The organism is Collimonas sp., assembly GCF_035566555.1.
Taxonomy (GTDB): Bacteria; Pseudomonadota; Gammaproteobacteria; order Burkholderiales; family Burkholderiaceae_D; genus Collimonas.
On sequence record NZ_DATMRB010000032.1, the window covers coordinates 1 to 12,853 of the forward strand.

Genomic DNA, 12,853 nt, shown 5'->3' on the forward strand with positions numbered 1-12,853 from the left:
TTACTGTACTTACTGTACTAAAAGCCGGTTCAGCGCTGCCTTCCCGGGCAGCTTCAATGCACCCAGCTGACCCAGCCGGCATAACCCGTCACGATCACCACCAGGCCGAAGACGATGCGATACCACGCAAACGCGGTGAAATCATGGCTGCTGATATAACGCAGCAACCAGCGCACGCACAGGAAGGCCGAGACGAAAGCCGCCACGGTGCCTATCGAAAACAGCGGGATGTCGCTCGCCGACAGCAGTGCGCGGTCTTTATACAGGGAATAGATGGTGGCGGCAAACAGTGTCGGGATCGCCAGGAAAAACGAGAACTCGGTAGCAGCCTTGCGCGACAGGCCAAACAGCATGCCGCCGATAATCGTGGCGCCGGAGCGGCTGGTGCCGGGGATCAGCGCAAAAGCCTGGGCAAAGCCGATCTTCAAGGCATCCAGCGCCGTCATGTCGTCGACCGAGTCGACTCGCGCGACGCTGCCATGCGTCTTGTGGCGGCGCTCGACCCAGAGAATCACGAAGCCGCCGACAATCAGCGCGATCGCCACCGGCAGCGGCGCAAACAGCTTTTCCTTGATCATCTTGCTGAACAGCAGGCCCAGGATCGCCGCCGGGATGAAGGCAATCACCAGGTTGAGCACCAGCTTGCGCGCCTTGGAATCACTGGGTAAGCCGCGCAGCACGGCGGCAATGCGCGTGCGGTATTCCCAGCAGACCGCGAAAATGGCGCCGGCCTGGATGGCGATTTCGAATACTTCAGCTTTCTCGCGGCCGATATCGGCGGTAAAGTCCAGCAGGCTGCCTGCCAGGATCAGGTGACCGGTCGACGAGATCGGCAAGAACTCGGTAAAACCTTCGACCAGGCCCATGATGAGCACTTTTAACGCGAGAATTATATCCATGTGGTGTGGGGGTAAGAAGTAAGGACAAACGCCGCAGGAGGAATGATACCGTCCCGGCCAGCGCCGCGTAGCGAGAGTTTTTCTTAAAGCAAGCCGCTATTTTACCGGCTCGAAGGTGACCACCAGGTTTTCCGGTTTGGTGGCGATGCGGGTCGGCATGAAAGCGACCCCTGCATAGCGCAGATCCTCCGGCTTGAAAGTATACAGCGGCAGGCTGGCCAGCAGCTGCCGCGCCAGCAGGTTGCCGATCTGCGTGACTTGCGCAGCATAGCTGTCGTCCAGGCCGTTGAGCAGCAGGCTGTCCAGTTTCGGGTCGGCCAGGGTCACCGCGTTATGCGGATTATCCAGGGTCAGAATGCCGGAGATCGCCATCGTGCCGCTCCACGACTTGCCCAGCAGCGGCAGCGCTACCGTAACGTCGGTGTTCATGGCCAGGCGGTTCTGCTCAGGCGGCAGGCTGAGCCGAGCCTTGCTGGCGGTAATCTCGAAGACGCCCAGGTAGCGTTGCGAAAACGGCAAGCGCTTGTCCACCGACTGCTGCAATTTTGCCAGCGGGAAGGCGACATCGCGCGGTCCGATCAGAGCGGCGCAAGACGCCAGCAAGAGTGCAGCACAAAGCGCCAGCAGCACAGCAACTACCTTGCCCGAGACAGGCCAGTTTGATTTCATTCAGATTTTCCTTGTTTTCGGGCAAATGAGAGCTGCAACAGGATCGATTCTACCCTGCGGTCAATTGCTCAAGCTTTGCCAGGTAGTGCATGGCGTGCGAGCGCGAGCTGCCGCACATGTCTGCAGCAGGCTGCAAGCTGGCGCAAACCGCAGGCCGTTGCGGGCTGCCGAAAATCCGGCACAGGTTGGCCGGATCCAGCTGAATGCAGCGCACACCCGCCGGCTTGCCATTCGGCATGCCAGGGATCGCCGAGGAAATCGACGGCGCCGTGCAACAGGCGCCGCAATCGGGACGGCAACTCAGGCCCGGCGCACTCATGCGACGGCCTCGGCGATCAATATAGGTTTAACAAGCATGGGGAGGTGCGCAGCCGACAGCAATGCAGATTGAAGCAAAGGCCAGATTCTACTTGCATTCGCGTCTTGCATCACCTTTTGCGCAACGGCGGGATACTGCTGTGCTAATGCGACCTGCCAACTGTGACAGTGACGCTGCGGCGAAAGAAACTGTGTAATGACCACTCCCAATTGAAAAAGGAGTCGGTATGAAAATTCGTCACATCGCTTGCGGACTGGCTTTCCAGGCGCTTTGCCTGGCTGCGCACGCCGAAGCCAGGCATGGCGCGGTGGAATTTCCCGTTGCACGGCAACTGAACTGTTACCAGGCCCAGGATTTCAGCTGGCCGGCAGACGGCTCCGGCATCAAGAATCCTGCCTGCAGGGCCGCTTATCAGGAAGTCTACAAAAAGCACGACAACAATCAGAGTCAGGCCACCATCCAGTTCAATCAATGGAACGAATATGCCAAGAACATCGCCGACTACAATGATTTCGAGGCAGTTAAAAAGGCCATTCCCGATCACCAGCTGTGTTCGGCGGGCAACAGCGTTGCCGGCAACGACAAATCCGGGATGGACCTGCCCTCGCCGGACTGGCATGTCAGTACCGTCACCAAGGACCAGAACCAGGCGATGCGCCTGAAATTCAAGGCCACCATGGCGCATGACCCCAGTTTCTGGGTGATTTATCTTTCCAAGCCGGGTTACGACGCGGCCAAGGCCAGCCTGACCTGGAATGATCTGGAAGAAGTGGGCCGTTTCGACAATGTCAAGCCGGTGGCCGGTTACTACGAGATGAATGTTGATCTCAAGGACACGCTGGGCAAACGCGTTCTATATACCCGCTGGCAGCGCGTCGACTCGGCCGGAGAGGGATTCTACAACTGCAGCGATGTCAATATCGTTGCCAGCGCCGCGAAAAAGTAAAACCGCGCAGGCGGCCAACGGCAATCCACCTCATAGTGCATTGCCGCCGGCAGCCATGCAAATCTTTGGCAGCACAGTCCAACCCGACGGAGAACAAGCATGTCTGATTTTGTACAGGTAACCAATGAAGACCGCCGCCATGCAGCCTTGCAGAAAGGCTTCAATCTGCGCTTCCCTGCTGCTCCCGATGTCGGCGCCGGCAGCATTTACGTGTGCAAGACCTGGCAGGAAACCTTGCAGGCTGCCAATGCCGCGCTCAACAACGGCAATCGCATCACGGTGCGCAGCGGCGGCCATTGCTACGAGGGTTTCGTCTCCAACAAATTATCCGCCGGCGAAAAACTGGCCATCATCGACGTCGGCCTGATGACCGGCATGGATTATTCCGGCAGCGGCGACTTGGCGTCCCAAGTCCTGCCGGCCAATCCGGTGCGCTACAAATTCCGGGTTGCGGCCGGCAATCAGAACTGGGATGCCTATGTCGACCTCTACAAGCGCACCGGCAAGACGCTGCCGGGCGGCAGCTGCTATTCGGTCGGTTCCGGCGGCCACATCGTCGGCGGCGGCTACGGCTTGCTGTCGCGCCTGCATGGCTTGACCGTCGACTGGCTGGCGGGCGTGGATATCCTGGTGCCTAACAGCACAGGCACAGGGCTGACAGCCAGGCACGTGAACCTGGCCTCCGACGGCGTCGAACGCGAGCTGTTCATCGCCTGCCGCGGCGCCGGCGGCGGCAATTTCGGCATCATCCTGAATTATTACTTCAAGGATTTGCCGGAGGCGCCGAAAGAAGCTTACTTCCTCGCCCTGAGCTATGCCTGGGACGATCTCCAGCGCGCCGGCGGCGCCAGCGCGCTGAAGCGCTTGCTCGATACCTACGGCGAATGGTTCGCGCGGCACGACAGCGAGTGGAATGCGCCGTACAACGGCAATGGCGGCCTGTTCACCCTGTTCAAGCTGAATGCACGCGCAGCCGGCAATATCGGCCTGGTGATCCAGTACACCGACGTCGACGGCAATGTCGGCAACGGCAAAGACGGTCCATTCATCGATTTTGTCCACACGATGAGCAATATCCCCGGCATGCCTGCCCGTCTGAACGATGCCTTCATGGAACCGAATATTGCACCCAAGCGCAGCAAAAACGCCGGCATGAACATGCGCGCCCAGGATGCCGTCGGCAACGCCCGTCGCATGGACTGGATCGCACTGACGCAGATGTTCAATGGCTCGGGCGACAACCGGCGCGGCAAGTACAAATCGAGCTATCAGGTCAAGCCGACGCTGGCGGTGCCGGTTGCCGGCAGCGACCAGCTATGGGAAGTGCTGTACGTCTACGGCAACGATCCGCGGCTCAACGCCTCGCTGGTGCAGATCGACTCGTATGGCGGCGCGATCAATGCCTTTGCCGGCAGCCATGAGACCTGCGTGCCGCAGCGCGGCTCGATTCTGAAAAGCCAGTTCCAGACCTACTGGACCGATGCCGCCGACGATGAATTCCACATGGCCTGGCTAAGCCGCCTGTACCATGCCTATATCCTGGCTTATACGCCCGAAGCCAGCGCCGGCAAGCCCTACCCATCGGCCGACTGGCAAGGCTGCTACATCAATTATCCCGATATCGACATGAAATACAGCGACCCGGCGCACACCAGGGTCGATCCGCAATGGCCTGCCCTGTACTACATGGACAAGGCGCAGTTCCTGGTCGCGCTGAAACAGAAAATCGATCCGGGCAATCTGTTCCGGCATGAAATGTCGATTCCGCTGCAAATGCCTTGACGCTGCCGCAGGCAAAGAGCGGATGCTGCGCAATCCGCTCAGCCGGTCTTGGCGATCAGTCCGAGCGGCAGCGCCGTGGTGGATTTGATCTGCTCCATCGAGAATGCCGATGAAACACCATACAGCTGCGCGATCTTGATCAGTTTCTTGTAAAAAAGGTCATAGCCCTGGATGTCCGTGGTGACGACTTTCAGCAGATAGTCGACATCGCCGCTCATGCGATGGAATTCCTGGACTTCCGGCAAGGCCGTCACGGCCGCCGCGAACTTCGACAGCCATTTTTCGTCATGCTGGCCGGTACGCACGCTGACGAACACCGTCACCGGCAAGCCGATCTTCGCGCGGTTGACGATGGCGACGCGGCGTTCGATATAACCCTCGTCTTCCAGTCGTTTCAGGCGTTTCCAGCATGGCGTGCTGGACAGATCGATCTTTTCGCTGAGCGCGGCGACCGACAGGCTGCCGTCGATCTGTAGCGCCGCAAGGATGGCGTGATCAAACTTGTCGAGTGCGTTCATGCTGTTTTGTAATATATATAGGTATAAATATTCTTCATATTAGCAAAATTCAGGGATTTTTAGAATGTCTTTATCGATGCGAAACAGTAGACTATTTACAAGCTTACTGTCCGATGAAAAACCATGACTGAAATATACCTCGACGCCAACGCCACCACTGCCGTCTTGCCCGCCGCGATCGACGCCGCCGCCCGCGCCATGAAAGAATGCTTTGGCAACCCCAGCAGCAGCCATGCCACCGGCATCCAGGCCAAGACCATGATGAGCCAGGTGCGGCAACGCGCCGCGCGCCTGCTTGGCGCCGGCGACGGCCGCCTGATGTTCAACAGCGGCGCCACCGAGGGCATCCAGACTGCCGTGCTGTCCGCGCTGTGCGCCTTGCGCGAACGGCAGTCGGCCGGCCAGACTATCGGCCGCTTCCTGCTCTACGGTGCAACCGAACACAAGGCGGTGCCCGAAAGCCTGGCGCACTGGAACCGTTTGCTGGGCTTGCATCTCGAATTGAAAAAATTGCCGGTCGACCAGCATGGCCAGCACGATCTCGCCGCCCTGCGCCAGCTGGCTGGCGACGCCGCGCTGGTTTGCACCATGGCCGCCAACAACGAGACTGGCGTCATCTCCGAGCTGGCGCAGATAGAAGCGGTATTGCAGCACAGCGGCAGCAGCGCCTATTGGCTGGTCGACTGCGTCCAGGCGCTGGGCAAGATGCCGCTGGACCTGAAAGCGACGCGCATCGACTACGCGACTTTTTCCGGCCACAAGCTGTATGCGCCCAAAGGCATAGGCATGCTGTATGTACGGCCGGGAGCGCCGTTTACGCCCTTGATCATGGGCGGCGGGCAGGAATCCGGACAGCGCTCCGGCACCGAAAACATGGCTGGCATCGCCGCCCTGGGTGCGGTTCTGGGCGCCCTGGAAGATGGCGCCACCTTCCGCAGCCATCGGCAACTCTACGATTTCCGCACGCGCCTGGTAGCCAGCCTGCGGATTGCCTTTCCCGACATCGTGTTCAACCAGCCGCTGGAAAAGACGCTGCCGACCACCCTGAATTTTTCCGTACCGGGCCTGGCCAGCAAGGAATTGCTGGACCTGTTCGACGCCGCCCAGTTGCGTGTCAGTTCCGGCAGCGCCTGTTCCGCCGCCAAGAGCGCGCCCAGCTATGTGCTGGAAGCGATGCAGCTGCCGCACTGGCGCAGCAGTTCGGCGATCCGCATGTCGTTCGGACCGCTGGCCGACGAAGCCTTCATCAGCGCCGCCTGCGCGCGCATCGAACATTGCGGCGTGGCCTGGCGCCAGGGCATCGCCGCCACGACGCCGGCAAGCGCCGCCGACGACGTACTGCGTTTCCACCTGGACGGCGCCAATGCCTGGCTGCTGGCGGATGAAACCAGCCAGAGCTGCGTCATCATTGATCCTTCGCCCTTGCTGACGGAGCGGCTGGCCAGCTATGTGCGCAGCCGCGGCTATCAGCTGCGCGCCGTTCTCAGCACCGGCGCGCTGCCGGAACACGAAGAAAACCGGCTGCAGCTGACGCAGGCCCTGGGCAGCCATGGCGAACCAGGCAGCGGCAGCGACGCATTTGGCTGGCCGGCGCCGGACAGTGCCGAGCTCACACTGGGTACGCTGACATTGCTGCGCAAGAGTCAGGGCGAACACCAGATCTATCTGCTGGGCGATGCCACAGCAGAAACATCTGCGGCGCATTTTGCCTTCATCGGCGCGTTGCCGGCGGCGGCGCTCGATCCGGCCCTCGTCGCGCCAGACACCCTGCTCTGTACGGCACGCGACGAAACCAGCCTGCTGTGCACCAGCTTGCGTGCCGAACAGCACCCGACAGATAGCAGCGCCGACGACATGAACCTGGAAACCGCGGCCCTTGCGCCGTTCCTGGCCGCCCATCCCGGCACGCTGCTGATCGATGTGCGCGAAGCTTATGAGCACGCTGCGGGGATGACATCGGCAGCCGGGCAAACGGTCTTGCATGTGCCGCTCAGCAGCCTTGTCTCCCACCTGCACCAATGGCTGCATGGCGCTCAAGTGCCCCTGGTATTTTTCTGCCGCAGCGGCAACCGCAGCGGCAAGGCCGTCGCCTGCCTGCGCCGGCTCGGCTACCGGAACGCCTGGCAGCTCAATGGCGGACTGGCCCTGGCCAGCACCACGCTCCAGCTGGATTACCCCAAGGCAGCCTGAAAACACCAGGTTTTAGCCCGCCGGCTGTCGTGTACAGCCGGCGGCGCCAGCCATGCAATTCCCTCCCATCGCAGATCCGACGTTGACACCCGGCGCATTGCCGCTTACATTAATGACTCTTAAGTCAGTAATTTGCAAAGCCAAGGATTCATGAACTGCCCTTTCAGCTCCAAACCCCGTTGGGCAAGACGTAAAGAAGCGCGTCCGCAGGAACTGCTGGCGGCCGCGCTGGACATATTCGTCGAACGCGGTTTCGCCGCCACCCGGCTGGGCGATGTCGCGGCCAGGGCAGGGGTGTCGAAAGGGACGCTGTACCTGTATTTCGAAAACAAGGAGGAGCTGTTCAAGGCCGTGGTGCGTGAAAGCATGCTGCCGATCCTGGATGAAGCCGAAGACATCATCGACGGCTACGGCGGCAGCAGCGCCGATCTGTTCCGCGAGCTGATCCTGGGCTGGTGGGAGCGCATCGGCGCCACCAAGGTGGCAGGCATCACCAAACTGATGATGGCGGAATCGGCCAATTTCCCGGAGCTGGCGACGTTTTACCGCGAAGAAGTCAGCGTCCGCGGCGACGCCATGATAGTGCGCATGCTGGAGCGCGGCGTCGAACGCGGCGAATTCCGCGCCATCGACGTGCGCCAGACCGCCAACGTGGTGATCGCGCCGGTGATCATGCTGATGATGTGGCAACAAGCGTTCAACCCCTGCCATGCGGAACCGCTGGATTCGGCCAGCTATCTGGAAAGTTTCATCGATTTGTGCCTGAACGGCTTGCAAAAGCCGCCGGACCCTGCTTCCCCCTGAGCATGGGCCCTGCTCAGGCGCCGTAAATCCGGGATAACCGTTGTACAACGGTGTTTTGCCAGTTTTGCCACAGCGTGCAATAGGTTTTTAAGGGTGGCCTTTGATAGAATGAGCCCTTTATTTTTCATTACCGAGCCTTAACCATGAATATCGAACAAGCCCGCTTCAATATGATCGAACAGCAAATTCGCCCGTGGAACGTGCTGGACCTGGACGTTCTGGAATTGCTGACGGTAGTCCGCCGTGAAGATTTCGTGCCGGCCGCCTACAAGAGCCTGGCATTTTCCGATACCGAGATCCCGCTGCCGGGCGCTAACGGCGAAAGCATGCTGGCGCCGAAGATCGAAGCGCGCTTGCTGCAGGAAGCTGCCATCAAGAAACATGAGCAGGTATTGGAAATCGGCTCTGGCTCGGGCTATATGGCGGCCTTGCTGTGCTACAAGGCGAGACACGTCACCACGGTTGAAATCGATCCGGAATTGAAGGCGCTGGCCGCCGGCAACCTGGCTGCCTATGGCATCACCAATGTCGACGTCATGCAGGGCAACGGCGCCCAGGGCTGGGACCTCAGCGAAACCAAGAGTTTCGACGTGATCTTCATTTCCGGTTCGCTGTCGGTGCTGCCGGACGCTTTCCTCAAGCAGCTCAATGTCGGCGGCCGTCTCGTCGCCATCGTGGGCGACGCGCCCGTGATGTTTGCGCAGATCATCACCCGCACTTCGGACACCAGCTACAGCACGGTCAATCTGTTTGAAACCGACGTCAAGCCGTTGCGCGAAGCTGCTGTACATTCCCAGTTCAAGTTCTAAGCGAGCCTATGCAACATCTCACCGCCTCAGAACTGGCCGCCTGGATCGCTGATCCGCAGCGGCCGACGCCGTTGCTGCTGGATGTGCGGGAACCGTGGGAATACGAGACCTGCCACATCGCGGCAGCACAGCTGATGCCGATGCAGACGGTGCCGGCGCACCTGAACGACCTGGAAGAAGAACAGGCGATCGTCTGCATCTGTCACCATGGCGCGCGCAGCATGCAGGTCGCAGCCTTCCTCGAACGCCACGGATTTTCCGCGATAAGCAATCTGACCGGCGGCGTCCATGCCTGGGCGCAGCAGGTTGATCCGGCCATGCCGACCTACTAAACAAACCTGCCGACATCGCCCGGAGAGTGCAATGCGCAATACCCTGATGGCCTCCTTGATTGTGAGCGCGTTGCTGGCCGTGAACGCGCATGCCGTCGATCTGGTGCAAACCTACCAGCAGGCGCTGGCCAACGACCCGGTCTACACCAGCGCCCGCTACGCGCTCAGCGCCGGCAACGAGGCCAGCGTGCAGGGCCGCGCGGCGCTGTTGCCGGTGGTCGGCTTTGGCGGCAATTACAGCCGCTCCGGACAATCGTGGAACACCATCACCAACAACTACAGCCTGCAGCTGACCCAACCGCTGTTCCGGCCCGCCTACTGGCAGCAGTACCAGGAAAGCAAGCTGTCGGTGGCCGCCAGCGAAGTCCGCTTCGCCCAGGCGCAGCAGGACCTGATCCTGCGTGTCAGCCAGGCTTACTTCGATACGCTGACGGCGCAGGACGTGCTGGCTTCCCTGCAGGCGCAGAAGAGCGCGATCGCCGAACAGCTGGCATCCGCCAAGCGCAATTTTGAAGTCGGCACAGCGACCATTACCGATACCAACGAAGCGCAAGCCAGCTACGATCTGGTGATCGCGCAGGAAATCGCCGCCACCAACAATCTCGAAGTCGCGCGCAATGTGCTGCAGCAGATCATCGGCAAGCCGCCGGCGCCATTGGCGACCTTGCGTCCCGGTGTGCAGCTGAGCGCGCCGCAGCCGGCCGCGATAGAAACCTGGGTCAGCAGCGCCGAGGACCAGAATTTCGGCGTGGTCGGCCAGCAGATAGCGCTGGATACGGCCAAGTACGACATCAAGAAAGCGCGCGCCGGCCATCTGCCGACAGTCGACCTGATTGCCAGCCGCGCGCACGCCGACGTCAGCGGCAGCGATATCCCTTTCAACAATGTTACGCAGACCGCCAACTCGATCGGCGTGCAGTGGACCATTCCTCTGTATGCCGGCGGCGCCGTCAACAGCAGCGTGCGCCAGGCAGTCGCCCTGGAAGACAAGGCCCGCGCCGATCTGGAAAATGCGCGCAGGACCGCGGCCTTGAATGCGCGCCAGGCCTACCTCGGTGTCAGCAGCGGCCTGGCCCAGGTGAAAGCCTATGAAGCAGCGGAAATTTCGAGCCAGTCATCGCTGGATTCCAACCGTTTGGGCTACCAGGTGGGCGTGCGCATCAATATCGATGTGTTGAATGCGCAACAGCAGCTGTTTTCGACACGCAGGGATTTGGCCAAGGCGCGCTACGACACCTTGATGAACAGCCTCAAGCTGAAGTCGGCGGTAGGCACCTTGAAAGAAGAAGATCTGCAGCAGGTCAATGTCTTGCTGACGCCCGCAGTTTATTGAAGCGGCAGCAGCCTGTATCCGCCTCTCAGCCGCAGCCGGCGGCGTTCTGCGCCGGCCTGCACGCCTGAAGCGGCCGCTGGCGGATACTATTCAAACGTAGCCCGATGCACTCAGGCCGGCGCGTTTTTCAGCATGAACGGCGAGGTCTTGAACATGTGGATGCAGTTGTCGACCACCTTCGATACGTTCTCGGTGAGATCGAAACTGTGCGGGCTGAAAGTCCAGTTATGCAAAATTCCGAACAACAGCCCTTGCACCATGACCGCAGCCAAGATAGGATCTAGATCGCGCGGCAGCTGCCCTTTTGCGACCGCAAAGCGCAGCAAGCGCTCTATGTCGGTACGGCCCTGCAAAAAACACTCATGCTGGCGGATATAAATCGGATCCTGCGGATCCACCAGTTCGCACTTGTGCAGAACGATTTCAAAGATTTTGCGCGACTGCGGATTGAGCGTCGCTTCTTGCAAGGTAAACAAACATCGGTTGCGGAATTGATTTAGTGGATCGTGCGCATTTTCGTCGGCGGTTTTTTCGATCATCGCTTCCATCGGCAGGCGTACCCGCTCGCACATGGCATCGAATAAATCGCTCTTGTTCTTGAAGTGCCAATAGATAGCACCGCGCGTGACGTCGGCTGCACTGGCTATATCCGCCAGCGTAGTGCGCGCCACGCCGTGCTGATGAAACACTTCCGCTGCCGCATCCAGGATGCGGCCACGCGTTTCCAGTGCTTCTTCTTTTGTACTTCTAGCCATTTTGAGCCGACCTCCAAACTGTTACGATACTTTGTGCAATCGCAGCAAATAATTAAATAGCAACATATACTCGGTACTCGCATTTACGCAAGCCAGCACATACATTCGTGCATGTATGTATAATAGCAGGATTCCGGCCGCTCGACCCGCTTTCCGCTGGAACAGTAGCCGCCGGTGCACCAAAGCAATTACTTATATATCCTATGTCATTTCCAGAAGCAGAGTCACCTGTCAGATTTGCAGTCTTTCCTCAATTACCGTGCGAGAATTTTATGAATTCAGTTAGCTCTATCAGTCGTCTCACGCGTATCACCCTGGCTGTCGCGGTATTGTCCGCGGTGGCCGCCTGCGGCAAAAAGCCGGACGCTCAAGGTGCGCCGCCTCCAGCCGGAGTCTCCATCGTCACCATCGCACCGGAACGGCTTGCTCTCACAACCGAATTGCCAGGCCGCCTGGAAGCCACCCGCATCGCCCAGATCGGCGCCCGCGCCGCCGGTATCGTGCTCAAGCGCACTTTCCGCGAAGGCAGCGACGTCAAGGCTGGCCAGACGCTGTACCTGATCGATCCGGCGCCATTGCGCGCCACCTACGACAGCGCGCAGGCAGCACTGGCCAAGGCTGAAGCAAATCTGACTACCGCCACGCTCAAGGCCCAGCGCTATAAACCGCTGGTCGAAGTGAATGCCGTCAGCAAGCAGGACTACGACGACACCGTGGCAGCGCAAAAGCAAGCCGCGGCAGATGTCGCCTCGGCCAAGGCCGCACGCGAAACCGCCAGCCTGAACCTGGGCTACGCCACCGTGACTTCGCCGATTTCCGGCCGCATCGGCAAGGCATTGGTGACTGAAGGCGCGCTGGTCGGCCAAGGTGAAGTCACCCAGCTGGCAACCGTGCAGCAGATCGATCCGATCTACGTCAACCTGACCCAGTCCAGCACCGACATCCTGAAGTTGCAGGAAGCGATGCGCAACGGCCAGCTGCAAAGCGCCGGCCAGGGCCAAGCCAAGGTCACGCTGGAAACCGAAGATGGCCACGCTTATCCGCAATCGGGCAAGTTGCTGTTTTCCGACCTGACGGTGGATCCGAATACCGGTTCCGTCACCTTGCGCGCCGAGTTCCCGAATCCGGACCACTCCCTGCTGCCAGGCATGTATGTGCGCGCCAAACTTGAGCAGGCTGTCAATGCTGACGCCCTGACCGTGCCGCAACAGGCTGTCCAGCGCGACCTCAACGGCGCGTCGGTGTTCCTGGTCGGCGCTGACAACAAGGTGTCAGTGCAGCCGGTGAAAGCCGATACCGCACAAGGCGACAAATGGATCGTCACTGAAGGCTTGAAAGCTGGCGACAAGGTCATCGTCGATGGTTTGCAAAAGGTGAAACCGGGCGCAGTGGTCAATCCAGCGCCCTGGAAACCAGCCGCAGCCCCAGCTGCAGCAACTGCAGCCGCACCTGCCGCTCCGCAAGCTGATTCAACATCTAAAGCTAAATAAGGAGCCT

At 60.1% G+C, this 12,853-nt stretch carries 13 protein-coding genes; 8 read left to right on the forward strand and 5 right to left on the reverse strand.

Annotated elements, in window-relative coordinates; all coding sequences use genetic code 11:
* Positions 1-53: 53 nt before the first annotated feature.
* The 3 genes from VNZ65_RS04680 to VNZ65_RS04690 all read right to left on the reverse strand — a co-directional run bounded on the left by VNZ65_RS04680 (position 54) and on the right by VNZ65_RS04690 (position 1,887).
* A complete protein-coding gene (locus tag VNZ65_RS04680) occupies positions 54-899 on the reverse strand; it encodes an undecaprenyl-diphosphate phosphatase (RefSeq protein ID WP_325666566.1) in 846 nt (281 codons plus the stop codon).
* 96 nt (positions 900-995) lie between these two features.
* Positions 996-1,568, reverse strand: coding sequence for a DUF1439 domain-containing protein (locus VNZ65_RS04685; protein ID WP_325666568.1), 573 nt, complete (start codon positions 1,566-1,568; stop codon positions 996-998).
* A 49-nt stretch (positions 1,569-1,617) separates the two neighbouring features.
* The gene (locus VNZ65_RS04690; protein WP_325666570.1) at positions 1,618-1,887 is read right to left on the reverse strand and encodes a YkgJ family cysteine cluster protein; all 270 of its coding nucleotides are present in this window, start codon (positions 1,885-1,887) and stop codon (positions 1,618-1,620) included.
* Between the two features lie 226 nt (positions 1,888-2,113).
* Between VNZ65_RS04690 and VNZ65_RS04695 the strand changes: the two genes are divergently transcribed.
* On the forward strand, positions 2,114-2,833 hold the full coding sequence (locus VNZ65_RS04695; RefSeq protein ID WP_325666572.1) for a lytic polysaccharide monooxygenase: 720 nt from the start codon (positions 2,114-2,116) through the stop codon (positions 2,831-2,833).
* Between the two features lie 99 nt (positions 2,834-2,932).
* Positions 2,933-4,615, forward strand: coding sequence for a BBE domain-containing protein (locus VNZ65_RS04700; RefSeq protein ID WP_325666574.1), 1,683 nt, complete (start codon positions 2,933-2,935; stop codon positions 4,613-4,615).
* 38 nt (positions 4,616-4,653) lie between these two features.
* On the opposite strand, the gene VNZ65_RS04705 is transcribed toward VNZ65_RS04700, so the two are convergent.
* Complete coding sequence (locus tag VNZ65_RS04705) at positions 4,654-5,133, reverse strand: Lrp/AsnC family transcriptional regulator (RefSeq protein WP_325666576.1); 480 nt, start codon at positions 5,131-5,133, stop codon at positions 4,654-4,656.
* A gap of 123 nt (positions 5,134-5,256) precedes the next feature.
* Here VNZ65_RS04705 and VNZ65_RS04710 point away from each other — a divergent pair, with 123 nt between their 5' ends.
* The 5 genes from VNZ65_RS04710 (at position 5,257) to VNZ65_RS04730 (ending at position 10,601) form a co-directional block, all read left to right on the forward strand.
* Positions 5,257-7,323, forward strand: a complete 2,067-nt coding sequence (locus VNZ65_RS04710) for an aminotransferase class V-fold PLP-dependent enzyme (RefSeq protein WP_325666578.1) — start codon at positions 5,257-5,259, stop codon at positions 7,321-7,323.
* Between the two features lie 150 nt (positions 7,324-7,473).
* Positions 7,474-8,127: a TetR/AcrR family transcriptional regulator gene (locus VNZ65_RS04715; protein ID WP_325666580.1), complete on the forward strand. Its 654-nt coding sequence runs from the start codon at positions 7,474-7,476 to the stop codon at positions 8,125-8,127.
* 143 nt (positions 8,128-8,270) lie between these two features.
* A complete protein-coding gene (locus VNZ65_RS04720) occupies positions 8,271-8,936 on the forward strand; it encodes a protein-L-isoaspartate O-methyltransferase (RefSeq protein WP_325666582.1) in 666 nt (221 codons plus the stop codon).
* Between the two features lie 8 nt (positions 8,937-8,944).
* Positions 8,945-9,268 (forward strand): rhodanese-like domain-containing protein, encoded by a 324-nt coding sequence (locus VNZ65_RS04725; RefSeq protein WP_325666584.1) that lies wholly within the window; start codon positions 8,945-8,947, stop codon positions 9,266-9,268.
* Between the two features lie 31 nt (positions 9,269-9,299).
* Complete coding sequence (locus VNZ65_RS04730; protein ID WP_325666586.1) at positions 9,300-10,601, forward strand: TolC family outer membrane protein; 1,302 nt, start codon at positions 9,300-9,302, stop codon at positions 10,599-10,601.
* A 110-nt stretch (positions 10,602-10,711) separates the two neighbouring features.
* On the opposite strand, the gene VNZ65_RS04735 is transcribed toward VNZ65_RS04730, so the two are convergent.
* On the reverse strand, positions 10,712-11,356 hold the full coding sequence (locus VNZ65_RS04735) for a TetR family transcriptional regulator (RefSeq protein ID WP_325666587.1): 645 nt from the start codon (positions 11,354-11,356) through the stop codon (positions 10,712-10,714).
* Between the two features lie 272 nt (positions 11,357-11,628).
* Here VNZ65_RS04735 and VNZ65_RS04740 point away from each other — a divergent pair, with 272 nt between their 5' ends.
* Positions 11,629-12,846 carry an efflux RND transporter periplasmic adaptor subunit gene (locus VNZ65_RS04740; protein ID WP_325666589.1) on the forward strand — a complete coding sequence of 406 codons (1,218 nt, stop codon included), beginning with the start codon at positions 11,629-11,631 and terminating at the stop codon, positions 12,844-12,846.
* The last annotated feature ends 7 nt before the right edge of the window (positions 12,847-12,853 follow it).